Origin of the sequence: Marinobacter psychrophilus (assembly GCF_001043175.1) — a bacterium.
Classification (GTDB): domain Bacteria; phylum Pseudomonadota; class Gammaproteobacteria; order Pseudomonadales; family Oleiphilaceae; genus Marinobacter; species Marinobacter psychrophilus.
On record NZ_CP011494.1, the window covers coordinates 1914188 to 1937786 of the forward strand.

Annotated in this window: 23 protein-coding genes, 2 tRNA genes and 1 riboswitch; of the genes, 7 read left to right on the forward strand and 18 right to left on the reverse strand. The window is 53.1% G+C overall.

The window, feature by feature from the left end; translation table 11 throughout:
- Positions 1-13: 13 nt before the first annotated feature.
- The 5 genes from ABA45_RS08575 to ABA45_RS08595 all read right to left on the reverse strand — a co-directional run bounded on the left by ABA45_RS08575 (position 14) and on the right by ABA45_RS08595 (position 4325).
- Complete coding sequence (locus ABA45_RS08575) at positions 14-961, reverse strand: AEC family transporter (RefSeq protein ID WP_048385354.1); 948 nt, start codon at positions 959-961, stop codon at positions 14-16.
- A gap of 19 nt (positions 962-980) precedes the next feature.
- Positions 981-1325, reverse strand: a complete 345-nt coding sequence (locus ABA45_RS08580) for a branched-chain amino acid transporter permease (RefSeq protein WP_048385355.1) — start codon at positions 1323-1325, stop codon at positions 981-983.
- Positions 1318-2031, reverse strand: coding sequence for an AzlC family ABC transporter permease (locus ABA45_RS08585; protein WP_048385356.1), 714 nt, complete (start codon positions 2029-2031; stop codon positions 1318-1320). The genes ABA45_RS08580 and ABA45_RS08585 overlap by 8 nt, the downstream gene beginning before the upstream one ends.
- A 126-nt stretch (positions 2032-2157) precedes the next feature.
- The gene (locus tag ABA45_RS08590; protein WP_048385357.1) at positions 2158-3966 is read right to left on the reverse strand and encodes a PHA/PHB synthase family protein; all 1809 of its coding nucleotides are present in this window, start codon (positions 3964-3966) and stop codon (positions 2158-2160) included.
- A gap of 77 nt (positions 3967-4043) precedes the next feature.
- Positions 4044-4325, reverse strand: coding sequence for a phasin family protein (locus ABA45_RS08595; protein ID WP_048385358.1), 282 nt, complete (start codon positions 4323-4325; stop codon positions 4044-4046).
- Positions 4326-4544: 219 nt separating this feature from the next.
- Here ABA45_RS08595 and ABA45_RS08600 point away from each other — a divergent pair, with 219 nt between their 5' ends.
- The 4 genes from ABA45_RS08600 to pgsA all read left to right on the forward strand — a co-directional run bounded on the left by ABA45_RS08600 (position 4545) and on the right by pgsA (position 7950).
- On the forward strand, positions 4545-4805 hold the full coding sequence (locus tag ABA45_RS08600; RefSeq protein ID WP_048385359.1) for a YheU family protein: 261 nt from the start codon (positions 4545-4547) through the stop codon (positions 4803-4805).
- Positions 4806-4897: 92 nt separating this feature from the next.
- Positions 4898-5548: a UvrY/SirA/GacA family response regulator transcription factor gene (gene uvrY / locus ABA45_RS08605; protein WP_048388855.1), complete on the forward strand. Its 651-nt coding sequence runs from the start codon at positions 4898-4900 to the stop codon at positions 5546-5548.
- Entirely contained in the window at positions 5532-7394 is a 1863-nt protein-coding gene (gene uvrC, locus ABA45_RS08610) for an excinuclease ABC subunit UvrC (RefSeq protein WP_084708299.1), read from the forward strand. The genes uvrY and uvrC overlap by 17 nt, the downstream gene beginning before the upstream one ends.
- Positions 7395-7401: 7 nt before the next feature.
- Complete coding sequence (pgsA, locus tag ABA45_RS08615) at positions 7402-7950, forward strand: CDP-diacylglycerol--glycerol-3-phosphate 3-phosphatidyltransferase (RefSeq protein WP_048385361.1); 549 nt, start codon at positions 7402-7404, stop codon at positions 7948-7950.
- Between the two features lie 10 nt (positions 7951-7960).
- Here the strand turns inward: pgsA and ABA45_RS08620 are convergent, their stop codons facing one another.
- From ABA45_RS08620 to thiB, 7 genes are read right to left on the reverse strand one after another with little or no spacing between them, the layout of a single operon-like run.
- Positions 7961-8599 (reverse strand): ABC-type transport auxiliary lipoprotein family protein, encoded by a 639-nt coding sequence (locus ABA45_RS08620; RefSeq protein ID WP_048385363.1) that lies wholly within the window; start codon positions 8597-8599, stop codon positions 7961-7963.
- Positions 8596-9534, reverse strand: coding sequence for an MlaD family protein (locus ABA45_RS08625; RefSeq protein ID WP_048385364.1), 939 nt, complete (start codon positions 9532-9534; stop codon positions 8596-8598). Before ABA45_RS08625 ends, ABA45_RS08620 begins: the two co-directional genes overlap by 4 nt.
- Complete coding sequence (locus ABA45_RS08630; RefSeq protein ID WP_048385365.1) at positions 9534-10376, reverse strand: ABC transporter ATP-binding protein; 843 nt, start codon at positions 10374-10376, stop codon at positions 9534-9536. The genes ABA45_RS08625 and ABA45_RS08630 overlap by 1 nt, the downstream gene beginning before the upstream one ends.
- Positions 10377-11540, reverse strand: coding sequence for an MlaE family ABC transporter permease (locus ABA45_RS08635; protein WP_048385366.1), 1164 nt, complete (start codon positions 11538-11540; stop codon positions 10377-10379).
- A gap of 42 nt (positions 11541-11582) precedes the next feature.
- Entirely contained in the window at positions 11583-12209 is a 627-nt protein-coding gene (locus ABA45_RS08640; protein ID WP_048385368.1) for an ATP-binding cassette domain-containing protein, read from the reverse strand.
- On the reverse strand, positions 12202-13881 hold the full coding sequence (thiP, locus tag ABA45_RS08645; protein ID WP_048385370.1) for a thiamine/thiamine pyrophosphate ABC transporter permease: 1680 nt from the start codon (positions 13879-13881) through the stop codon (positions 12202-12204). The genes ABA45_RS08640 and thiP overlap by 8 nt, the downstream gene beginning before the upstream one ends.
- 11 nt (positions 13882-13892) lie before the next feature.
- The gene (thiB, locus tag ABA45_RS08650) at positions 13893-14954 is read right to left on the reverse strand and encodes a thiamine ABC transporter substrate binding subunit (RefSeq protein WP_227506173.1); all 1062 of its coding nucleotides are present in this window, start codon (positions 14952-14954) and stop codon (positions 13893-13895) included.
- A gap of 48 nt (positions 14955-15002) precedes the next feature.
- Positions 15003-15095, reverse strand: a riboswitch (TPP riboswitch).
- A gap of 299 nt (positions 15096-15394) precedes the next feature.
- Between thiB and ABA45_RS08655 the strand changes: the two genes are divergently transcribed.
- On the forward strand, positions 15395-16009 hold the full coding sequence (locus ABA45_RS08655; RefSeq protein ID WP_048385372.1) for a TetR/AcrR family transcriptional regulator: 615 nt from the start codon (positions 15395-15397) through the stop codon (positions 16007-16009).
- Positions 16010-16133: 124 nt separating this feature from the next.
- Here ABA45_RS08655 and ABA45_RS08660 read toward each other — a convergent pair whose 3' ends face one another.
- The 6 genes from ABA45_RS08660 to ABA45_RS08685 all read right to left on the reverse strand — a co-directional run bounded on the left by ABA45_RS08660 (position 16134) and on the right by ABA45_RS08685 (position 20668).
- Entirely contained in the window at positions 16134-16688 is a 555-nt protein-coding gene (locus ABA45_RS08660) for a carboxymuconolactone decarboxylase family protein (RefSeq protein ID WP_048385375.1), read from the reverse strand.
- 232 nt (positions 16689-16920) lie between these two features.
- The gene (hglS, locus tag ABA45_RS08665; protein ID WP_048385378.1) at positions 16921-18282 is read right to left on the reverse strand and encodes a 2-oxoadipate dioxygenase/decarboxylase HglS; all 1362 of its coding nucleotides are present in this window, start codon (positions 18280-18282) and stop codon (positions 16921-16923) included.
- A gap of 375 nt (positions 18283-18657) precedes the next feature.
- Positions 18658-18731 (reverse strand) — tRNA-Cys (locus ABA45_RS08670).
- 80 nt (positions 18732-18811) lie between these two features.
- Positions 18812-18887: transfer RNA gene (locus ABA45_RS08675), tRNA-Gly, on the reverse strand.
- Positions 18888-19277: 390 nt separating this feature from the next.
- Positions 19278-19988, reverse strand: coding sequence for a transglutaminase-like cysteine peptidase (locus ABA45_RS08680; protein WP_048385380.1), 711 nt, complete (start codon positions 19986-19988; stop codon positions 19278-19280).
- Between the two features lie 5 nt (positions 19989-19993).
- Positions 19994-20668 carry a type II secretion system protein N gene (locus ABA45_RS08685; protein ID WP_048385381.1) on the reverse strand — a complete coding sequence of 225 codons (675 nt, stop codon included), beginning with the start codon at positions 20666-20668 and terminating at the stop codon, positions 19994-19996.
- A 162-nt stretch (positions 20669-20830) separates the two neighbouring features.
- On the opposite strand from ABA45_RS08685, the gene gspE reads away from it, so the two are divergent.
- Both gspE and gspF read left to right on the forward strand, forming a co-directional pair.
- Positions 20831-22342 (forward strand): type II secretion system ATPase GspE, encoded by a 1512-nt coding sequence (gene gspE / locus ABA45_RS08690; RefSeq protein ID WP_048385383.1) that lies wholly within the window; start codon positions 20831-20833, stop codon positions 22340-22342.
- Positions 22343-22345: 3 nt separating this feature from the next.
- On the forward strand, positions 22346-23557 hold the full coding sequence (gspF, locus tag ABA45_RS08695) for a type II secretion system inner membrane protein GspF (protein WP_048385385.1): 1212 nt from the start codon (positions 22346-22348) through the stop codon (positions 23555-23557).
- Positions 23558-23599: the final 42 nt, after the last annotated feature.

Sequence of the window (23599 nt, forward strand, 5' to 3'; positions counted from 1 at the left end):
ACACCCGCCCCGGTTAAATAATGCCGGAACTGCGCAAAACAAATACCCCGAGTGTCACGGTCACACTGGCAAGCAAAGTGGTCAGCCCGATAATGTTCGCAGCTAGGCGGTCGTTCCCTCCTAACGCTTTAACCATTACAAAACTGGCTGCCGCCGTTGGGCTGGCGAAAAACACGAACAGTAAGCCCAGTTCTGCGCCGCGAAAACCCCAAAGCCATGCCGCCGTTGTGGCCAGTGCAGGAAGCGTTACCATTTTCATCAGGCTGGCGCCCATCGCCGTGCGGCTGTCGGTGCGAATAGAGCGCAGTGATACGGTAGCGCCAATGCACATAAGTGCCAGAGGTAACGTGAGAGACGCAAAGTAATCCCCAGATGTCATTACCCAAGCGGGCAGTTGCAGATTCAACGCGGCGACTGGAATGGCAATAACCACCGAAATGATCAGTGGATTGTGCAGAATATCATGGAGGATTTTTCTTGGGCTGGCGCTTTGGCCGTGCTGATAGGCCAACAGCACCACTACCGACAAAATGTTGTAGGAAATAATCACCAGGCCCAACAGAATGCCGCCGGCAGACAAACCATAATCGCCGTAAAGATTGGCCGCCAGCGCCAGTCCCACGATGCCACAGTTGCCGCGGAATGCCCCCTGCACAAACACGCCGCGGTCTTCCCGACGAACGCGGAAGTGCGCCCAAATCCACGCTAACCCGAAGCTGCCAAGGGTCGCCAACAAAAAGAACACAAGCAAACTGGGGTTTAAGGCGGTGCTCAGATCTGCCCGGGTAATGCTTAGAAAGATCAGCGTTGGCAATGTTGCTTTGAACACCAGGGCGGAAGCGGTATTGACGAACGCGTCGTCTATCCAGTTAACGCGGCGCAGCCCCATGCCAATAAAAACCATGATGAAGACAGGCAGTGTGGTTTCGAGGGTTTGGGCAAAGGTGTTCAGCAACTCCATAACGGTGCTTTCCTATTATTCAGAACAGGCCGGCCTGTTGAATGGCCATATACGGAAGTGTGCCCGCAGCAATAGACAGCAGAGCGTTGCGGCGCCAAAAGTGAACCAGAACCACCAGGGCGCCGGGGATTAGCGCATCCAGACCAATCACTGGTAAAGACCATGTTGCCGAGCGTTGTAAAAAAACGATAGCCAGCAACGCCATAACAGCGGCGGGTAGATAGCGCCCCAAGTGTTTGATGAGAGGGTGCTCAGTATGGCGCTCGAAAAAAACAAACGGAATGATGCGGGTGGCAAAGGTTGCCAGCACCGTCACCGCTATAAAGCTGGACAGATAGTAGTTTTGAAACAGGTTCTCAACCATGGGTTGTGTCTCCGCTGCGATTGCGGGCCAGAGCGTCTCTGTGCCGGCGGTACTGCAGTAACAACACCAGTGACACAATCATAATGGCTCCGATAAGTTGATTCGGCGCTGGCAGAACGGCCATAGCCACCGCGGCGGCCAGAGCACCCAGCCAAAGCGGAAATGTTTCACCCAGTGCTTTGAACTGCTCAATGGTCAGCACAATGAATAGCGCGATCAGCGCAAACTCAATGCCGGTGCTGTTGAATGTAACGCTGTGCCCCAAAAACCCACCGGCCGCGCAGCCGACCACCCAATACAACTGGTTCAGTGCGGTAATGCGAAAATCCGTATGCAACTCCTGCTCGCGGCTCTGGGTGCGTTGGCGGCTAGTGAGCAGCGAGTATGTTTCATCGGTCAGGCCGAATATTAAATACAGTTTGCGCCAGCCGGCGCCGCGAAATTGGCCCAGCAGAGACAGGCCATAAAACAGATGCCGGGCGTTCAGCACAAACATCGCAATAAACACCTCCAGTAATCCGGCATGAGCGGCCAGCAAACTGACAGCCAGTATCTGACCGGCACCGGCGTACACCAGCACTCCCATCAGTGGGGCTATCCACCAGGGGTAATCAAGCTGTGTGGCAAACAGCACGCCAAACGCCATGCCCAGCGGCAAATAGCCGAACAGGATCGGCAAAGTGAGTCGAAAAGCAGAGGGAGTCATTAGCATCCAAACTATTTTCAGAGGCGGCAATGATAATCAATTTAAAGCGCAGATTGAAGAACCAAAAAACCGCGACAAAGCATAAGCTTCGCCGCGTTTTTTGGTGGACCATTTTACACTCTGATATTAGCTTTGCGCTGCATCCGCTGCGCGGACTTTGACGTAGCTGCCAGGAGCATCTTCCAATGCCTTCAGCTTGCCTTCGCCCGGGACGCGGGCAGGAACCTGGTCGCCTTGATACTGCGCCAGCCACTCAACCCAGTGCGGCCACCATGAGCCAGGGTGCTGCTCGGCTTCTGCCAGCCAGTCGTCCGGATTTTCTGGCAATGTATCTACATTATTGGTCCAAAAACCGTACTTTTCTTTGTACGGCGGGTTAATAATGCCGGCAATGTGGCCGGAGCCTCCCAGTAAGAACGTCACTTTTCCGCCGTGAGCCTGAGCGCCGGTGTAGCAGGATTTCCACTTGGCAATGTGATCCTGGCGAGCGGCTATGAACATAGACGGCACGTCAATCTCCTGCAGATTATTGGTCTCACCACAAAATGTCAGCGAATCCGGTTGCACCAGACGGTTGTTCAGGTACATCTCCCGCAGGTACGGGCCGTGCAGCGCCGCGGGCAGGTTGGTGCCATCGGTGTTCCAGTACAGGAGGTCAAAGGCCGCTGGCTTTTCACCTTTCAGGTAGTTCTTGGTCCAGAAAGACCAGAACAACTCGTTTTCACGCAGCAGGTTGAAGGTGAAGGCCATGGCGCGCCCGTCCAAGTAACCTTTCTTGTTCATCATCTTCTCGATGCCCGCAAGCGAACGATCGTTGATGTATATGCTAATACCGCCTGGATCAGTGAAGTCCAGAAGCGTAGTAAAGTAGGTGACACTGAGGGTTGGTTTGCGGCCTTTTTTCTTCAACCACGAAAGGGTTGATGCCACCAAGGTGCCACCGATGCAGTAGCCAATCAGATTAATTTTCGCTTCGCCGGTCGCTTTAGTGACGTTGTCCATCGCCGCTACCACGCCTTTCTGCATGTAATCGTCCCACACCAAGTCTCTTTGGCTGGGTCCCGGGTTGAGCCAGGAAACAATAAATACCGTTTGACCCTGATTAACCAGCCACTGAATAAACGAGTTGCGGGCGGTCAGATCCAGAATGTAGAATTTATTGATCCAAGGCGGAACGATCAACATCGGGCGTTTTGCTACAGTTTCAGTGGTCGGAGCGTACTGAATCAGCTGGATCAGCTCGTTCTGGAATACAACTTTGCCCGGTGTTGTTGCCAGGTTGCCACCGACCTCAAACGCAGAGCGGTCGGTCATGCCGACGTTAAAGAGCTTTGGGTTCTGGCGATAGTCGTCAATAAATTGCTTGCCACCCGTCAGCAGGTTCTTGCCTTTGCTTTCCCATGTAATGCGAAGGGCTTCCGGGTTGGTGACCAAAAAGTTAGCAGGGGACAGTGCACTGGTGACCTGGCGTGCGTAAAAAAGCATTTGGTCGCGGGTGTCTTTGGGCAGGTTGTCCATACCCTCTAACCAATCTTGAAATGCTTGGGAGTTGATCAGATAAGCCTGTAACAGCAAATCAAAGGGCAAGTGCTTGGACCAGTCTTCTGCTTGAAAACGACGGTCGTCTGCTTCCGGGCTAGCGACTGAATCCTGATCTTTACCCATTGCGCGGCTAAACGTGTAGGAGCCTAGCGCTAGATATTTGCGCAGCAAGTCACTTTCTGCCGAAATCGTACGCAACGGATTTTTAGCAACATCGGCGGCCATGGCCTTATAAATATCCGACATTTCCCCCATCATTGACAGGGTGGTTGGGCTGATCAAGCCTTTATCGCCTAACATTTTTGCCAATCGCTCTTGACCACGACGTACATTAGTGTCGACAACACCGGCCACTAATTTTTTGGTTTTACTCAGCTTTTCAATTCCCAACATGCAGAACTCCTCAAGCGAAACAAGAGCACTCGGTTAGGCATCGACGCCTGATCGACCGCAAAATTTTAGTTTTCAGGCTAGGCGCAACTAATTTTATTGCGCGCTTCGCTGGAGTAATCCTGCCATGCCTTCATGTCGGCAGTAAACTGATCGTTCAACGCTTTCAGAGTTTCGCTCTGTTCAGAAGCGAGACTCTGAAAGCCATCCAGGTCACGAACTTCAGAGGCTTTTTTGGCTTGGCCCAGTGCCATTTCGGAGTAACGTTGAAATGCATTCATTTGCATCTCAGCGGCTTTTCCCAGCTGTTCCAACAAGATTTCGTTCAGCCGGCTCGCTTTTTTGAATATATCGTTAGACATATCTAAAAATCCTTTGTGGTTGGAATCATTAAAGAAACACACTTTGCATTACGGTATAATGAACTTACGCAAAAAGTGAGTGCTGGAAATTTATCCTTTTATTATTTTTCTTAGTATACAGGCAACTAATTCGTTGGGCGTTATAACAATGTATGGTTTTTTCGAGTGAATGCCAATTAGACCGTCAATATTTATGATTTAACGACTGAGGTTTAAGTAATGAACGAGTCACTTACTACGGTATCTGAACAGGACCCGCGAGAAGAATTGTTTATTGTACCGGCCGATTTGCTGGCCGACGATCAGATACTGGGTCTTGTTGAGGAATACTGCACCCGTTATCACGGCCTGAACGATCAGGAAAATCCTCTGGTGGAAGCCGGCAGGGTTAAGACCGCGGTTGACAAGGGAGAGCTGGTGGTGTGGTTTGATCCAGTCACCAACACCGCCAGTTTGGACAGGCCGCAGGCCCAGCTCTGACGGTACTTTGTCATGGTGTGTCGCCTATCGTGATTCGGCGTTAACCGTTATAATTGTGGCATAAATGTTATTGGCTTTGTGTGAGGTGCATGTTGATCAGAGTGTTACTGGTAGACGACCATGACCTGGTTAGATCCGGGATTTCACGCATGCTGTCTGACAACCCGGACATCGAGGTAATTGGCGAGGCTAAAAATGGTGAAGATGCCATTGAACAGGTACGCCGCAACCCTCCCGATGTGGTGTTGATGGACATCTGCATGCCAGGTATTGGTGGCCTTGAAGCAACCCGTAAAATTTTGCGATTGAATGACGCCGTGCGGGTAGTCGTGGTAACCGGTTGTGCCGATAGCCCCTATCCGGTAAGGGTTATGCAGACAGGTGCTTCAGGCTATATTACCAAGGGTGCCGATATTCGCGAGATCATTCGTGCTGTGCGTAAAGCTCACGCCGGACAACGCTACATCAGCCCGGAAATTGCCCAGCAAATGGCGTTAGGGCAGGGCAATGAAGATCAACCGGAACTGACGTTGTTCCAACGTCTTTCCGAGCGTGAGCGTGAAATAGCGTTGATGGTGGTGAATTGCAGAAAGGTTCAGGACATATCTGACGCACTCTGCTTGAGCCCGAAAACTGTCAATACCTACCGCTACCGTGTGTTTGAAAAACTCGGAATTTCCAGTGATGTTGAGCTGGCCCTTATGGTCGTTCGCCTCGGGTTTCACGATGCCAGTAACGTCTGATTCGGCCGCCCCTCCGGCGGAGACCTTTGACAGCCGGCACTTCCTTAAACAGCTTACTGAAAGGCCGGGCGTATACCGGATGTACGACGCCGCCAGTAAGGTGCTGTATGTGGGTAAAGCGCGCAATCTGAAAAACCGGGTTAGCAGTTACTTTCGTAACACCGGCCTGGCGCCGAAAACCCAGGCCCTGGTGGCAAAAATCTGTTCCATTGAAGTCACCATAACCGGCAGCGAAACCGAAGCTTTATTGCTGGAACAGAATTTGATCAAGTCGTTGCGGCCGCCTTACAACATACTGCTGCGCGATGATAAATCCTACCCCTACATATATGTATCCGCGCATCAGGATTATCCCTCACTGACCTTTCGCCGGGGGCGTACAAAAAAAGGTGGCGGCACCTGGTTCGGGCCTTTCCCCAGCTCGGGTGCGGTTAAAGAAAGCCTTAATGTGTTGCAAAAAGTTTTCCGCATAAGATCATGTAATGAAAGCTATTTTAGAAACAGAAACAGACCTTGTTTGCAGTATCAGATCAATCGCTGCACCGCGCCCTGTGTGGGCTATATATCTCCAGAGGACTATCAGCAGGATATACGCCGTGCGGCAATGTTTCTTGAAGGCAAGAACCCGGTGGTGATTGAAGATCTGATGCAGGCTATGGAAGCAGCCGCGGCAGAGCTGAATTTTGAAAAGGCCGCTGCTTACCGCGATCAGATGAATCATCTGAGACATGTACAGGAGCAGCAGTCTGTTGATGGTGAAGGCGGCGATGCCGATGTGATCGCCATAACCCAAGACGCCGGCATAGTGTGTGTGGTTGTCGTCATCGTGCGCGGTGGCAGAGTGCTGGGTACCAAAGACTACTTTCCGCGATTTCTCATTGAGCAGTCTGACGGTGAATTGCTGGCGGCGTTTTTGGGCCAGTATTATTTTGCTGGAGACACTCGCCGCGAGATTCCTCAAGATATTTTGGTGAGCTCTGAACCCGAGGGCATGGCGCTATTAGCGGAAGCTTTGTCAGAGGCAGCCAAGCGAGACACTCGCATTCGTGTTAATGTGCGCGGCGAGCGGAGGCGCTGGATTGAGCTGGCGCAAACCAACGCCCGCCAGACGTTACTGACGCACATGGCCAGCAAGGAAACCGTGTACCGCCGCTTATTGGCATTAAAAGACCTGTTGGACCTGGCTGAAACGCCAGCGCGCATGGAGTGTTTTGATGTCAGCCACAGCCATGGCGAAAATACCGTGGCTTCTTGTGTGGTGTTTGATGAAAACGGTCCATTGAAAAGCGATTACCGGCTCTACAATATTGAAGGTATTACCGGCGGCGATGACTATGCAGCAATGCGCCAAGTTCTAACCCGTCGTTATAAGCGATTGGTAGCTGGAGAAGGCAAACGGCCCTCATTGGTATTTATTGATGGTGGTATGGGCCAGCTTAATATTGCCCGTGAAGTCTTTGAATTGTTAGAACTTACGGACATTCCGCTTATTGGCGTTGCAAAAGGTGCTGCCCGGCGGGTGGGAATGGAGCAGCTGATCGATGCGGTTACCGGACGGGTGTTTCGGGTGCCAGCAGATTCACCCGGGCTGCACCTGATTCAGCATATCCGTGACGAATCACACCGCTTTGCGATTACCGGTCATCGCGCTCGCCGTGATAAAAAGCGCCGTCAGTCCACCCTTGAGGGTATCGAAGGGGTAGGTCCAAAGCGCCGGCGCGATTTGATACGTTACTTTGGCGGCATACAAGAGCTGCTCAAAGCCGGCATTGACGAAATGATCAAGATTCCTGGCATCAGCAAGACTCTGGCTGAAACCATTTACGCAGCATTGCACGACGAATAGGCAACGAATGAACATACCGAATATTCTCACTCTTTCCCGCATCGTGATGATTCCGGTGTTTGTGTTTATCTTTTATATGCCTGTGCAATGGAGCTACTTGGTGAGCGCGACTATTTTCACACTGGCTGCGGTGACCGATTGGCTGGACGGCTATCTGGCGCGCAAACTTAATCAGAGCACGCCTTTTGGGGCGTTTCTGGACCCAGTCGCCGACAAACTTATGGTGGCTGTGGCTCTGGCGGTGCTGATTGAAGAGCATGCGGCGTTGATTCTGACGTTGCCGGCAACCGTCATTATTGGCCGCGAGATTGTGATTTCCGCACTGCGTGAGTGGATGGCGGAAATTGGCAGCCGCGCCAGCGTAGCGGTGTCTTATATTGGTAAAATTAAGACCGTTGCCCAAATGGCGGCTATTATCGGGCTACTGGCCTTTCCACCCGGTGTGGTTCAAGCCGACATCGCAATCGGTTTGCTGTATCTCGCAGCCGGGTTGACATTATGGTCTATGGGATTATATTTGCAGGCTGCCTGGCCGGACCTGTTTCCGCGAAAGTAAGCGTTTAAGGTCACTGGCCTTCCGCTTTTGAGTCGGCCGATAGCCCGTCGCAGGCGCTCGCCCAGAGCGCAAGCTGACTCATCAGGCGTTGGCCGGCGACATCAAATGCAATAATGACATCGTCTAAACGATTACTGGCGGCGCTTGTTTTAATATCGAAGAGTTGTGAACACGCCGTTCTGCGACTTCGATTTACCATGATTTCGCTGTATAGCTGAATGACCACATCGCTGTGATCAGAGCCGGGTTGGCTTTGAAAAGCCAGCAACTCGGTGACCATGGTCAGATCGGCTTCGGCCGGGCTAGCATCCGTAATTACCCGCTTAAAACCCTGACTTTTGCGCAATGCCGCTGTCATCGTATCGCGCATGACAACCGGTGCTGTGTCGCGCCAACGAACGCCACCGTATATGCGGAATTCTGTAGCCTCGGGTTTTGCCAGAATACGAGTGCTGTTGATGGGCTCTGATGCCACCGGTGTATCTACACGAAGACTGAACGGCTGCTGGTCACCAGCGCGGTTCAGGGTTAAAGGTGCGGGCGCGAAATCCATTACCCGTGGTGTTTCAGGAACCGGAAAAATGGTGCAACCGGTCATCACCAGTGCGCAGAGGGTGCCTGGCACAAAACTCTTCGAGTAACGAATCATTGTGGCAATTCCTTGATAGTGTCTACGCCCCAGAGTGTCCCTGCAGGGTTTTCATCCAGCCGGCGGGTAAAGCGGTTCAGGTTATTAAGTGTGTTATGCAATTGCCGCAGAACCGGTGCCAGCTCGCCCATGCCCTGCAGCCCTGCATCGAGTGCGCCGGCGTTGTCGGAGGTGAGGGTATCCAGCCGCTGCATGACGGCGTCAAAATTACCCAGGGCACGGTCCATCGAGCGCAGCGCCGAGCGGCCCTCGTTACGCAACAGCGCATCGGCAGTGCCGGACACGTCGGCTATTTGGGCGGCGGCCTGGCTCGCATTCGCGCTGGCCTGATTCAGATTTGCAAACAGCTCGTCCAGAGCGGCACTCTTGCGCACCAGCGTTTCACTGGCCTCACGGGTATTGCTCAGAATGGCAGACACCTGTTCGATATTGTCGTTAGAAAATAACTGATTGGCGTTACTAAGCAGTTGGTCGGCTTTATCCATCAGTATCTGACTGTTGTCCAGCAGGCCGCTGAGAGCGGAGCGCTGGGCGTGAATAATCGGGGGGTTCTCACGGCTACCCATTAATAATGGGCTGTTCTGGCTGCCGCCGCTGAACTCGATGCTCATACTGCCGGTGATGTTCGCCAGTACCAGGCTGGCCCGGGTGTTTTCATGCATCGGAATGGTCTCATCGACGCGCACCAGCACTCGAACCTCCCCAGGATTTTCCCGCATCAAACGTAAAGAGACCACGTCGCCCACATCGACGCCGTTGTAAAGAACCGGATTGCCTTCAGAAAGGCCACTGACTGTGTAATCAAACGCTACCTCATACCAGGCCCATTCCCGCTCATTACTGGTTTTGCCAAGCCACAAAGCGAACACTAAAGCCGAGGCCGCCGTAATAATCGTAAACATCCCAATCAGGAAGTGATGGGCTCTGGGTTCCATTATGATGACTCCTGCTGGGAATAGGGTGCTTGCAATGCCTTGTTAGTTTGAACTGCGTAGCTGGCGGCCCGGCCCCGTGGCCCAAGGAAATACTCCTGAATCCACGGGTCGGGATTTTTGACAACTTTCTGCAAACGATCGGCCACCAGAACTTTTTTCTGCGACAGTACCGCCACCCGGTCACAACTGTTGTAGAGCGTATCCAGATCATGGGTCACCAGAAACACGGTTAAACCCAGTGCATTACGCAGGGTAACAATCAGTTGGTCGAAGGCGCCTGCGCCGATTGGGTCTAGCCCGGCGGTGGGCTCGTCCAGAAACAGGACTTCCGGATCCAGAGCCAGCGCTCTTGCCAGTGCCGCGCGCTTGATCATGCCGCCGGATAACTCCGACGGATACTGGGTAGCCGCTTTTACCGATAAACCGGTCAGTGCCAGTTTCATGCGTGCAAGATGCTCGGCTTCGGGTCGCGGCAATTTGCGATGCTCGATCAGCGGCAGGGCAATGTTTTCCTGAAGATTAAGCGAGGTAAACAGCGCGCCTTTCTGAAACAGTACGCCAAAGCGCTGTTCAGTAAGCGAGCGTTGACGAGCAGACAGTGCGAGCAAATCTTTGCCAAATACCCGAATGTCGCCGCCTGACGGCTTGACTAAACCAACGATGCTGCGCAGCAAAACCGACTTGCCGGTACCAGATCCGCCGACCACTCCCAGAATTTCACCGCGAAACAGGTCCAAATCAAGTTGTTGGTGAACAACGTGACTGCCAAAGCGGTTTTCCAGGTTTCGCACCTGAATAATCGACGTTTGGGATCCGTTTTCTCCATTCGTTGTTTGTGTCATTTACCAGCCCATCTCCATAAAAAACAGTGCCGCGATGGAGTCGAACAGAATAACCATAAAAATCGACTGCACTACGCTGGATGTGGTGTGTACGCCTACTGACTGGGCGCTGCCGCTGACTTTGAAACCCTCAAGGCAAGCCACGGCTGCAATTAGAAAAGCGAATATGGGTGCCTTCGACAAACCCACCAAAAAGTGCTTCAACGCGACATCCTGGGACACAATCGATACGAATTGTGTCGGAGTGATGTCCAGCGTCATCGCACACACTAGGGCGCCACCCACCATGCCAGATATCATCCCTACAAATGTCAGCAACGGCAGGCTGACCATCATTGCAAGCACCCGCGGCAACACCAGCATTTCGATGGGGCTAAGGCCCAGCGTGCGCAGCGCGTCCAATTCCTCATTTACTTTCATAGCGCCGATCTGGGCGGTGAAAGAACTGGCTGTGCGGCCAGCCAACAGGATAGCCGCCAATAAAACGCCAAACTCCCGCAGGAATGAAAAAGCCACCAAGTTAACGGTATAAATGGTGGCGCCAAAATCTGCCAATACAGTGGCCCCGAGGAAAGCGATAACAGCACCGACCAGAAAGGTGAGCAGGGCTACAATGGGTACCGCATTCAGCCCGGTGTCCTGAACTGCAGCCACAAAAGCCGTCATGCGCCAGCGCCGTGGGTGCAGTGTTGTCCACGCCAGGGCCGCAATAATCTGGCCAATAAAGCCAACAAGGGTAACAACGAGCTGGTACAACTCAGTTACCCAAGCGCCGATATCGCGTACCAAACCAGACAGCGTAGAGCCGGGTGGGGCTGGCAGTGGCTGTTGATCGGTCATGGCGGTTGCGACTGCACTCAAAAGCGCGGCGGTTTCACGACTAACCGCTTGCGGGTTATCCGCTAGCCACTGCTCCAGGTTATGGGGCCCAACAAGTTCAGCCAGCAGTGCAGCACCGGCGGTGTCTATACGCCCCAACGTTTGAAGGTTAAGTGTTCGTTTGCGGTCGGAGTCTTGGCCAACTGCGGTAACGGATGAGTAGAGGGCGTGGTAGTAGGGAAGCGTCCAGTCGCCACAGGCGCTTATTTGGTCGCCGTCAATCAGCAACTCGCCAGCGGCGCTCTGATCAGGTTGTGAGTAATCCGACATGTCAGCACGGGTCACGTTGTTGCCAAACTCCCAGGATAATAACCAATGAATAGCAGCTTAAAGACTCCACACCTTATCCGCCAGGACATGGCGGTCTTCCGCATCGTGGCTGGCCAATATCATCGCCACACCGTCGCGTTTTTGTTCCAGCAACAGGCTGTGCAAAATATGACGGGCGTCTGGATCAAGCCCGGTCAGGGGTTCGTCCAATAGTAACAGGGGCTGACCGCGCAGCAGTGCTCGCAGCAAGGCCACCCTCTGACGCTGACCGCCGGACAGTTCCGCCGGGCGGCGTTTGCCCATGCCGGCCAGGCCCACGCGCTCCAGAGCAGCGGCAATTTTTATCTTTTGTGCGCCCGACAGCTTTAGTCCCGGATGAAGGCCAAGGCCAATGTTATCTGCAACGTTCAGGTGCTCAAACAGATTGTGCTCCTGAAACACGCTGGTGATCGGGCGTTCCCAAGGTGGCAATGGCGTCAATTCCTGCCGACGCCAGCGAATAGAGCCGCCACTTGCTTGCAGGAACCCGGCAAGCAGATTGAGCAGGGTGGATTTGCCAGAACCACTGACGCCATGAATAGCGAGGCATTCGCCGGGTGCCAGCGTAAAATCAAACTGCCACTTCGGCCCATGTTGGTCGGGTGAAGTCGGGTAGTGAAAACCTAGACCGGAAACATCAAGCATGGTGAATGTCCATAACGGATACGTTCTGCGGTCGGGCAAATGGGCGTAAGCGGGCAGCGCGGGTAAGAATATGAGCGAGGCTAAATATCATCAACAACAGTAGAATAAGCCAAAGCCCGGTAGCCGCTGCTGCAACCAGTTGATAGCTGCCGAGCTGCTGGTACAGCAGCACCGGAAGTGTGGGTGCACCAGGCGAGCCAAACAGTGCAATCACCCCAAAATCTCCCAGAGAAAGGCCAACTCCGTAGGCCAACGCCAACGCTAACGGGCGCTTGAGCCGCGGCCAGTGCAGCGAGCGCCAGCGATACCAACCTAGAATACCCAGCTGGTCAGCCAGCTGTCGGCTTGGCTGGTCCAGGCTTGCCAGCGGCCCACGAACAAGCTGAAGAATGAAGGGCAGTGCCATCATGGCGTTAATCAGTGCTACCAGAAGCATTCCCTGGCCGGCTGAACCGAGGCTAGGGCGAAACAGCAGAAACAGACCGGTTCCCAATACCAGCGGTGGCACTATCAACGGCAAGTAGCCGGCGCTGTGAGTGACCATTTTTGCCTTGGGGAATTGCCCGGCTGCAACAATGGCCAGAGTGGCGATGACCGCTAACAGGCCAGCGGGCAGGGCAATCGCCAGGCTTTTCACGGTGGCCCGGAACAGCGGTGTTTGTGGGTCAAGCATGGGCAGCGTGGCCAGCCCAGGATAGCCGCGGGTGACAATGGCCAGCAGTGGCAGCAGAAGGAAAATGGCGAAGGCCAGTACCAGTGCGCCATCGCAAAATCGTGCTAGTCCGCGATTATCGCGCCGCGGCGGCGGTTGGCTGAAGCGTCGTTCTGATAACACTCTGGTGGGCTCACCCAGGCGCATAACCAGCCACCACAGGCCCCCACAAATACTTAGCTGCACCAGCGCAAGCAAGGCAGCGCGGCCAAAATCGAATTCAAAGCGCAGGGCCTGGTAAATAGCCACTTCCAATGTGGTTGCATTTGGTCCGCCGCCCAGAGTCATTACGATGGCAAAACTGGTAAAACACAGGGTAAACACCAGCGCCAGCAACCCGGGCAACACCGGTTTCATGGCCGGCCAGTCTAGAACCCGCCACACTATAAAACCGCGCAGCCCCATCTGGCTAGCCAGGCGCTTTTGGCTCTGCGGTGTGGCCTCCAGCGCTTGAAGTAGGATGCGTGCAATCAGCGGGGCGTTAAAAAATACATGGGCCAGTACAATGCCGTTCAAACCGTACAGATTCCACTGCAGCGCCGGTATAAAGTCACTCACAACCACAGTCAACCAACCCTGGCGGCCGTAAACGTTGACCAGACCAGAAACCACCACAATGGAGGGCATTACCAGGCTGAGCTCCATCAGCCGGAGTAGAAGGCCGCGGCCGGGAAACTGCGGTTGCCGCGCCAGCGCCCGGGCAACGGGAATGGCAAGCAGCGTGCTGATAAGCACAGACAGCAGCGCCTGCCAGACGGTAAAAACAACCACGTTGCGCAGATAACGGCTGTGCCAGAGCTCTTCCGGGTTCAGCGCCGGTGCCTGCCACAGTAGGGCGCCCACGCCTGTGGCCGTCAGTGTGATAATAGTTAGAGCAATCAGCACCCCGGGTGCCAACTGCCAGCCGGGGTGGCTCAGCGGCGCGCGATGGGCGTTACAAAAGCTCAGCGGATTTTGCATTAGCCAGTCCGCTAGCGCGTCATGGCTTCCAGCCACTCATCGACCCATTCGCGCCGGTGCTGTGCTACTTCGGCCGGATTAAAAAACAGGGTGCGGGACGGTTGTATCAGGCGGTTAAAAACATCGGGCAGTTCGGCGCCCAAATCAATGGCCGGGTACATAACGTTCTTCAGCGGAATATGGCGCTGAAAGTCGGCGCTTAGCATGAAATCCAAAAATTCTCTTGCCAGCGTTTGATGTGGCGAACTGGCGACCACTGCCGCCACTTCCACTTGCAGGTAGTGACCTTCACTGAACTCTGCTGCCTGGTAGCGTTCGGTCTTGTCGACGGCCATGTGGTAGGCCGGTGAGGTGCTGTAAGACAGAATCATTGGCGCTTCACCGTTCATAAACAATGAAAAATAGCCGTCACTCCAGCTTTTTGTGGTGGTCAGGATTTTTTTCTGCAGCTGCTCCCACTTGGCCCCGGCATCGTCGCCGTAAACGTGGCGCATCCAAAGCAAAAGGCCTAGGCCGGGGGTGCTGGTGCGCGGGTCTTGAATGATGATCTTCAAATCGTCTGGTGCTGCAATCAGCTCAGCCAGGCTTTTTGGCGGGTTGGCCAACTGCTCGGTGTCGTAAACAAACGCGAAGTGGCCCCAGTCGTAGGGTACGAACACTGGGTCTTGCCAGAGGATGGGTAAATCGAGAGCGTCCAGATTTACATTGTGCGGCGCCAATAGCCCAGTGGAGCGAGCCAGTTCCATGGTGCCGGTGTCCAGGCCCAACACCAGGTCGGCTGAGCTGCTGGCGCCTTCTAACCTCAGTCGCTGCAAAATGTCCCCGCCGCTGTCGAGCACCACATAATTAAGTTGGCAGTCACAGCGCTGTTCAAACGCCGTTTTTACCGCCGGTCCTGGCCCCCATTCCGCTGCGAACGAGGGGTGAGTGTATACCGTTAAGTTGGGGTTTTCGGTAGCGCTGGATAAATTGGTAAAAATGAGGATAAATAATCCTAAAACAGTCCGAGTTTTAGCAGGGAGTAGGGCAGTGTGACTATTTTGAGCAATGCGTTGTAGCAGCGAATACGCCATGGTGGTTAAACCTCAAAACTCGGTTTTAGGGCACCACACGCGGTTTTCGGCCGGTTAAAGCTCAATTCCTTCGCCAGCATTATCTGGGGCAGGTTCCGCGGGTATGGTCTCAGCCTGTTGGAGGCACCCCGTTGAGAAAGGCGAGTATAGCAGGCTAAGCCTCATAAGGACGATACCGGAATCCAAAAACTATACCAACATGCAATAAAATATTCCTACTTTACAGCTACATCGGCGACATCCTCAAAATCAGTGGCACATTGACCAATAACAACGACGCCTAAATACTTCCAATGTGCAAACGCCTAAAACTGACACTGCGTACTATTGCGAATTTAATGGGATGCAGCTGTACCTGAGTGAGTGTTCAATATAAGGTTGAGCGATTACTCAAAATATTTACTGATGCCCTATGTTGGCCTCAAAATCTGGAATTAATCATGGCTCGTGCAACGATTCACAACCGCCAAGACTCTCTGGAGCGGGCTCTTCAGCTGTTCTGGCAAAAAGGCTTTCATGCAACCTCACTGAAGGACCTGGAGAAAGCGCTCGACATGCGGCCGGGTAGTATCTATGCCACCTTTGGCAGCAAGGATGGGCTATTTCAGGAGTCTCTGGAACGCTATGCTCGCTTGGGGCTGGCCGAGTTCGAACGCACCTTACACGCTTACCCATCACCATTAGCGGGGCTTGCCGCTTATTTGCGCGGGCTAGGTAGCCTTCGCGATCGGGAATTACCAAGTCGAGCCTGCATGCTGGTCAAAAGCCTGTTGGAGCTGGGCGAGCGAGAGAAAACAGCCTGGCGCAAGGCCGAAGATCTGTTAGCAAGTATGGAAAAACGCTTTATTGACCGTTTCGATGTGGCACAGGAGATCGGGGAACTGGATGCCCAGCTCGACCCCGTTCGCCTTGGACGGCGCTTGCAGGCAGAAGTAATGGGATTACGCGCTTTTGCCCATCGTGACGTCGACAGTGCGGCGGTTCACGCTCTCGCTGAGGATATGGCCTTGTCCCTGGAAGCACTGCGAATGAGCAGTTTTGTACACGAAAGTTAGTTTTTGAGTAATTTATGGTTGCTCGACATGATCCTGGCCATCTTTCAAAAATAGATAATGCGTTCAATACACTAGCGACAAGTCAGGACGGGCAATGAGAACCGCCTCCGACTTGCTAGGCATGTTAGTCAGCCTTATGCCACTCAAACTTCTGGAACGGCTTGTCTATTGGCGTCTCGGCAAGGTGATTTGTGTAGTTGCTCATCACCTTCTGTGCGGTGCCAAGAACGACCTCAAGAATCTGGCGCTTAGTGAAACCAGCCTCTAGAAATGCTGCCACGGCACTGTCATCCGCGTTGCCGCGGCCGCGCACAACGGCGAGGGTGAAGTCGCGAAGGGTTTCCAGCCGGTCTGTCGGTAACGGTGTTTCGTTTCGCAGAGCTTCAGTGATGGCGTCATCAACGTTCATGCTTTTGGCAATACCGGTGTGAGCGGGCACGCAGTAATGGCAAGCATGCTCGACGTTGATGGTTTGCCAAACCACGGTAGTTTCTTCGTCGTCGAAGCTGCTATCCAGAAAAAGCTGGTGAAGCCGCTGATAACCTTCAAGTAAGCCTGGTGCTTCTGCCATAACCGCGTGAAGGCCTGGAACCATACCGAAAGCTTTGATGGAGTTGTCGAGTAAATTTTGGCTTGCTTGTGGGGCGCTTTCTTTGTCGTGAAGAGTAAAGTTGGTCATGGAATGACTCCTTGCGGTAAAGGTAAACGTGAGATTACTCACATCGAGCAAAACGTTGCCGTCAAATTTGAGTGATCACTCAAATTGAAGCGTGAGTTTACCTAGTGGGTGTAACGGAATAACAGTAACTCAACTTGAGCAATCGTTCAAACTTAATTTGAGCGATTACTCAAGTTACATGAACGTAGCACCATCGCAGTATTTATAAAGCAAAAAATCTTCAACCAAATTCTTAGCCTTGTAAGCTTGTTATCACCTTAGCTTTCGAAGCCCTTTCTCGTTCGGCGTAAAGAGATAGCTCATCGGTTACCTGAGCACCAAGAGCCTCTTCAAATGATTTACGATTCGCGCTACCTGCATAGGCCTCACTTTGCGCGCTCCCAAGGTTTGACTGGAAAATACCCGCCGCGCTCACTGGCAAAAAGTCTTCATAGGTAATCGGCTGCACTTCAATCAGCCCTTGTGCAATCAAGGCCTCCATATCTTCTTCGGTACAGTCCTTGGCGGTTTGCCCAGTGGTAGTCAGAAAATAGTGGAAATAGGCCAACCCCTCACGACGCATCGCCTGATCGCTGTCGGGAAACGCGGCAAATACGCCATTCATAACCGCTTGGTGCGCATCGTTATCGAGTCCTGCCGCTTGCTTGCGGCCGTCATTGAGGAGCTGGTCATACAGTGCGCGCCCTTTTGGCGTGAGAGCCACCCCTCGCTGTTCAACTTCACCGAAGCGGGCGGTGTGGGTACCCTGCGCTTCACCGGCAAAGCGGATCGACTCCTCCAACGCTTTAAAGCTGGTTTGGCGAAGCAAAATAGGCCGTTCACGACGTGGAGGCCCTTCGATGACTGCTTTTGGATTCATACCCACATCAGGCATGCGGCGCTGAACTTCATCGATATCTAATGTGCGCGGTGTGAGGTGATTGATGTGCGGCCCACGGAAGCAGACGACGTCAGCAATCAAGCGGTGTTCGTCGCATAGCGCGTGATAGGTATCTAAATCGACAGTGGCATTTTGATGCCAGCGGAATGTTTCAAGGGCTTCTTTTACAAATTGATCCGTTTCCTTGTCGGATAGCCCACCCTGAGACTCATAGCACTCGATCAGTTCCCGTACTTTGGATGTAAAAATGTCGCGCGTTGCTAAAATGGCCTCTGTACGCTTGCGAAGTACTTCATTTGCAATTAACTCCATGCGCAGTAGAGAGGTAAAAATACGGAACGGATTTTTGGATAGCGCATCATCGTTGATGGGTCTGAAAGCGGTTGAATGAACCGGTACACCCGCTTCAGAAAGATCGTAATAACCGACAGGATACATCCCCATAACGGCAAACAAGCGTCGCAACATAGACAGCTCAGCCGCTGTGCCCACACGAATTGCTCCGTGGCGTTCGACGCTAAGGCGTGCAAGTTCATTCTGCGCTTCCAAACGACGGTAAAGCTCAGGTTGTTGGTTAAGTGTTTCTTGATTTACGCATTCCACGAGTTCAAGTAGGGTGCCGTACTGAGGTACCTCTGCTTGATACATCGCCGACATAGCCTTTGAAAAACGGTTGCGAACGTCATCGGTTGAAACAAGCGTCTTTTGAATCATTTCGTGGCTCTTTATTGCCTATTGTTGAGATAGAGATATTACACCTGCGCTCGTTGAGCTAACAGCCTGCCTGTTTTGTCAACTCGCGCTCAAGTGGGCCGATTTTACCTTCGCAAAGAGGACTCTCCGAAGAAAACGTTATCCAGGGCAAAAACAAGAAGGGTTGTTAGGAGACAAAAATGGTGGCAAACGACTATCGATTGATTAGGCAAAAAAGATGCAGCGCTTCATTGCAGATACACGATAAGAATTTTGCAAAAAGAGGTTAAAATGATTTGAGTAAGTCGAGGAGATGCTCCGAAACCAAGCGCACAGATACTTTTCTGACATTTTAGCCGACTTTTAAACACTTGCACAACATATTGTTAACGAAAATGGAGGCGCGGGTCGGAATCGAACCGGCGTTAACGGAGTTGCAGTCCGCTGCATGACCACTCTGCCACCGCGCCTAAGAAAACTTTTTGACACTTTGCTCTCTAGTGGGGTGAGAGACTTTTGAAGTATTTTCTCTGATCCATCCAGAAAAAATTGGAGCGGGAAACGAGATTCGAACTCGCGACCTCAACCTTGGCAAGGTTGCGCTCTACCAACTGAGCTATTCCCGCAGATGCTGTTGTAATTTGTTGCCCAACAACGGATGCGAATTATACGGATCTTTCCTCGATCGTCAACAGCCTGGTGAAAAAATATTGGTAAGTAGTGAAGGAGAGAAGAACTTGCTGTTTAGCCATAAAAATACTAGTGCGCCTACCCGAGTTATCTTGGCAACTGGTTCGCCATCATACTAACGGCGATAACGGGATGACCAAGTTTCAGTAAATTGACGTATCCCGCTTCGCTGGTGCCGCCACCATAAGGAACAAGGTACAGCGAGTTTGTGCTAGCGAATGCCAGTAATCCGGGTACTCCAGAAGATGACCGTGGAAACGCCACTGCATCGTGGAAGCAATCAACCATTCCAACGCCGCATCTGGTGGGTTCCTTGTTGTCGAGTTTCAGGGTTGCTCGGACTGTTGCATACGCTGGTTTAACTCGCGCCAGCGAGACAGTTTGTCTGCCTCGCCAATACGCTTGTTTTTGCCAGCTTTGCTGGACCATAGACCACTACCGTTAAAGCTATAAACTGGCTTAAGATCAGTACGTTGTGATGCATATTTTATGTCGTTTATAAGGTTGTCAAGAATCAGTGGGTCGGCATCCGGGCGTGAATACCAGGCCAGAACCATGTGCGCCTGATTCAGCTCCAGAGCTTTGACATACACAATGCGTAGCTGCTCGTCGGGCACACCCATGGAGCGCAGGGTCTGGTATTTAGCAATGGAAAAATCCTCGCAATCACCGGCGTTGGTGGTCAGCAGTTCTACTGGAGTGGCCCAATAATCTTCTTCACCCCAGTGTTCAATGTCGCTGACAAAGCGCGACTGATTGAAAAACGAATTCACCAAGCGTAACTGTCGGTCTATCGGGGCTCTGCTGGCTAGCAGTTGTAGGCGCTGATAATTCTGCAGGCGCTGGTAGGCTTCGTCACCAAACTCGGCGCGCACATAGCTCATCAATGTATCGGTGAGCTCAAACGCGTTCCCAACCGAGCCTAGAGTGGCCGTCAGTAAAATTGCGCACAACCAAGAGCGGCCATTAAGCAGCAGGCGCAGCGCCGATGTCGTGGCTGCGGGTAACGAAGCGCGGTCTTGGGACGCTAGAATCAATCTTATCAACCTCCATTGCGCAAACTGTGGCGTAGCTGCTCAAGCCTTTCGCGTATTTCGTCTCGTCGTTGTTTGTCTGTAGGAGCATTGGCAGCGCTGGGAGGTTCTGATAAGTCAGGTTGTGAAAGTGCCGGCTGCGGACCTGCCGGTGGCGTGTAAGCAGGCTCTGGGCTTTGCGCTTCATTGGCAACAACGCTGAAACCACTGCGGCTGTCGATTTCTGGAAAATATAAATTTTCCAGCTTGCCAGAGCGCTCGATAATGATTCGTTCAGGGTAAACCGAGCGCAGTGTCGCGTTGCCGGGTAGGGTGTCGCCCACCAGGAAGGCGTCGGTGTTGTTGCGATCGTCTTCAATTAGCGCGCTGCCAGCAAAGTCGCCGGCGGCGGCTAAAACGCCCCGTAACGTAAGCTGTAAATTTGTTTCAGGCAGATTCTCTGTGTTTTGCTGAACGCCCGGGTTGTTGGCTTGTGTACTGCCAAACAGCTGAAGGCTAAACAGCGCAATCTGTGGAACTGGCCTTTGCGCCGGAGCAGAACCCATGCTGACAGCTGCGATAACGCCGCCCTCGGCAGACTCCTGCTGCCACACGCCCCAAGCTTGCCAGACGGTGGAAGCCAGCATTATGGCTGCCAGCGCAAGGGCGGCAGCCGTTATAAGATGTTTCGAATCCAGGCGCATGTGTTGTTCCGGCTAAGACAGGTTTGGCAGATAACACTAACAGGTTACCAGAGAGCCACCGTTTAATGGCAGTATAGAACATTGGGTTATTCAGCCGGCCTGCCCGCTGTGGTAGCCTTTAGACTTGTTTTGTCAGCACGCCGACCAGCAGCGAGAAACGTCGTGAATTCAGAAACCCAACAACTGCCGCACAATAATAAAACGACCAGCAGGCTTCCGTTTTCGTTTGCCAAACGCAACGGCGTTATTGTGACCCGTGCAGGTAACGGTGAAACGGTTATTCTGGTTCGCCCTGGCTCTTCCCATATTGCGTTGGCCGAGGCCAACCGCCTATGCGGAGGGCGTGCCCGCTTTGCCACCGTTGAGGCGGATAAGTTCGATCAGGCCTTGAACGATGCTTACCAGAATGACTCTACTGCTGCCATGCAAATGGTAGAGGGTATTGGTGACGATATGGACCTGGCGTTGTTGGCGGATTCGGTGCCAGAAACCGAAGACCTGTTGGAGCAAGAAGACGACGCCCCCATTATACGCCTGATTAACGCGATACTGACCGAAGCGTTGAAAACCGGCGCTTCGGACATTCATATTGAAACTTATGAAACACGATTGATTATACGTTTCCGGGTAGACGGCGTTCTGCGCGAGATTGTACAGCCCAAGCGGGCGCTGGCGCCTTTGTTGGTGTCACGAATCAAGGTTATGGCCAAACTCGATATTGCCGAAAAGCGCATTCCTCAGGATGGCCGCATTGCTCTGCGGGTTGCTGGTAGGGAGGTGGATATTCGCGTGTCGACCATGCCTTCGTCGGTCGGTGAAAGGGTGGTGCTCCGATTGCTCGATAAGCAAGCTGGCGCTATACGCCTGGAATCTCTGGGCATGGGCGGTTACGACCTGGAAAAAGTGCGCAAGTTAATCTATCGACCCTACGGAATTTTGCTGGTAACAGGCCCAACCGGCTCCGGTAAATCCACCACTTTGTACGCGGCGTTGCAGGAAATAAATGACCGCAGCCGCAATATTCTGACGGTGGAAGATCCCATTGAGTACAACCTGCCGGGTATTGGCCAGACCCAGGTTAATACCAAAGCGGATATGACCTTCGCCCGCGGCCTGCGTGCAATTCTGCGGCAAGACCCTGACGTAGTGATGATTGGTGAAGTGCGAGACCTTGAAACGGCGGAAATTGCGGTTCAGGCGAGTTTGACTGGCCACCTGGTGTTGTCCACCTTGCACACCAACTCTGCGGTGGGTGCGATAACGCGGTTGATGGACATGGGCATCGAACCTTTTCTAATTTCATCGAGTATTGTGGGCATTGTGGCCCAGCGCTTGGTGCGACTGTTGTGCCCCGATTGTCGTGAAGCTTATGAGCCCACGCCTGAACAGTGTGAGTTTCTGCAGCAGGACCCAGCCAACCCGCCTCGAATATTTCGTGCCAGAGGCTGCGCACACTGTCACGATTTGGGCTATCGCGGCCGTATTGGTATTTACGAAACGGTGGAGATCAGCGAAAGCCTCAGTGCGCTGATTCATAAACGTGCCGGCGAGCTGGCCTTGGAACGGGAAGCCCGTTTGCACAGTCCCAGCATTCACGCCGACGGCGTAGCCAAGATTTTGGCGGGCATCACCAGCGTGGAAGAAGTACTTCGCGTTACCCACCGGAACCAATAAATCATGCCGGCTTTTGAATATAAGGCACTGGACGCTCGCGGAAAACAGATACAAGGCGTACTTGAAGCCGATGCACCGCGGGCGGTACGCCAGCAGCTGCGCGAAAAAGGGTTGACGCCACTGGCAGTAGAGCCAGCTGTGGAAAAATCGGGGCGGGGCCCATCATTGAGTGCGCGAGGTACACTGAGCGCAGCAGATTTGGCTTTGGTTACGCGCCAGATGGCGACCTTGATCCAGTCCGGGATTCCCATCGAGCAGACCCTGAGTGTGACCTCAAAACAGTCGAATAATCCGCGTATTCGCAGTATGTTAATTGCCATTCGCGCCAAAGTGATGGAGGGTTATAGCTTCGCCGATAGCCTAGGTGAGTTCCCGCGGGCTTTTCCGCGGCTGTTCTGTTCAACCGTGGCCGCTGGCGAGCACGCAGGCCACCTTGACCTGGTATTGAACCGGCTCGCGGACTACACCGAAAGCCGCCAGGAATCCCGCCAAAAAATTCAGTTGGCGGCTATTTATCCGATTATTCTGAGCGTAGTCGCCATCTCCATCGTGGTGTTTTTGCTCACCTATGTAGTGCCAGACATCATTGCTGTGTTTGTGCGCCAGGGACAACAGTTGCCATTGCTGACGCGGGTCATGCTGTCCATGTCGGATTTTTTGCTGAGCTACGGTATCTATCTGCTCATTGCTTTGGGCGCTGGGCTGGTGGCGTTTCGTTTTGCGATGGGTAAACCAGCGTTTCGCTTGCGCATGCATAAGCGCCTGCTGCACTTACCACTACTGGCAGGCATGGTGCGGGGCGTTAACACGGCCCGCTATGCGAGTACCTTGAGTATACTGACCACCAGTGGTGTGCCGCTGGTGGACGCCATGCGCATTGCTGGGGAGGTTCTCGGTAACGATTATCTGCGCCAGGAGCTAAAAGATGCTGCGCGTAAAGTCAGTGAGGGCGGAGCATTACACAGAGCGCTGGATCAGAGCGGTTACTTTCCACCGATGATGCTGCACATGATTGCCAGTGGCGAAGCCAGTGGCGAGCTAGACAGCATGTTGGAGCGCACAGCCAGAATGCAGGAAAACACTCTGCAGGCGAAAATTACGGCGATCGTTGGCCTGTTTGAGCCATTGATGCTGTTGTTGATGGGTGGAGTGGTGCTGATTATCGTGATGGCTATTATGCTGCCGATTCTGAATATGAGTAATCTAGTGGGCTAAAGTGTAAATGCTCTTGAAGCGCAATTCGGACAGACCAATAGA

Bases quoted from the DNA above. Each gene is read 5' to 3' on its own strand.
- ABA45_RS08575 (WP_048385354.1), bottom strand. From the start codon at position 961: ATGGAGTTGCTGAACACCTTTGCCCAAACCCTCGAAACCACACTGCCT.
- pgsA (WP_048385361.1), top strand. From the start codon at position 7,402: ATGAACATACCGAATATTCTCACTCTTTCCCGCATCGTGATGATTCCG.
- ABA45_RS08600 (WP_048385359.1), top strand. From the start codon at position 4,545: ATGAACGAGTCACTTACTACGGTATCTGAACAGGACCCGCGAGAAGAA.
- hglS (WP_048385378.1), bottom strand. From the start codon at position 18,282: ATGATTCAAAAGACGCTTGTTTCAACCGATGACGTTCGCAACCGTTTT.
- ABA45_RS08625 (WP_048385364.1), bottom strand. From the start codon at position 9,534: ATGGAACCCAGAGCCCATCACTTCCTGATTGGGATGTTTACGATTATT.
- uvrC (WP_084708299.1), top strand. From the start codon at position 5,532: ATGCCAGTAACGTCTGATTCGGCCGCCCCTCCGGCGGAGACCTTTGAC.
- ABA45_RS08585 (WP_048385356.1), bottom strand. From the start codon at position 2,031: ATGACTCCCTCTGCTTTTCGACTCACTTTGCCGATCCTGTTCGGCTAT.
- ABA45_RS08620 (WP_048385363.1), bottom strand. From the start codon at position 8,599: ATGATTCGTTACTCGAAGAGTTTTGTGCCAGGCACCCTCTGCGCACTG.
- thiB (WP_227506173.1), bottom strand. From the start codon at position 14,954: ATGGCGTATTCGCTGCTACAACGCATTGCTCAAAATAGTCACACTGCC.
- ABA45_RS08590 (WP_048385357.1), bottom strand. From the start codon at position 3,966: ATGTTGGGAATTGAAAAGCTGAGTAAAACCAAAAAATTAGTGGCCGGT.
- ABA45_RS08580 (WP_048385355.1), bottom strand. From the start codon at position 1,325: ATGGTTGAGAACCTGTTTCAAAACTACTATCTGTCCAGCTTTATAGCG.
- ABA45_RS08640 (WP_048385368.1), bottom strand. From the start codon at position 12,209: ATGCTTGATGTTTCCGGTCTAGGTTTTCACTACCCGACTTCACCCGAC.
- ABA45_RS08630 (WP_048385365.1), bottom strand. From the start codon at position 10,376: ATGACACAAACAACGAATGGAGAAAACGGATCCCAAACGTCGATTATT.
- gspF (WP_048385385.1), top strand. From the start codon at position 22,346: ATGCCGGCTTTTGAATATAAGGCACTGGACGCTCGCGGAAAACAGATA.
- thiP (WP_048385370.1), bottom strand. From the start codon at position 13,881: ATGCAAAATCCGCTGAGCTTTTGTAACGCCCATCGCGCGCCGCTGAGC.
- ABA45_RS08660 (WP_048385375.1), bottom strand. From the start codon at position 16,688: ATGACCAACTTTACTCTTCACGACAAAGAAAGCGCCCCACAAGCAAGC.
- ABA45_RS08655 (WP_048385372.1), top strand. From the start codon at position 15,395: ATGGCTCGTGCAACGATTCACAACCGCCAAGACTCTCTGGAGCGGGCT.
- ABA45_RS08685 (WP_048385381.1), bottom strand. From the start codon at position 20,668: ATGCGCCTGGATTCGAAACATCTTATAACGGCTGCCGCCCTTGCGCTG.
- ABA45_RS08595 (WP_048385358.1), bottom strand. From the start codon at position 4,325: ATGTCTAACGATATATTCAAAAAAGCGAGCCGGCTGAACGAAATCTTG.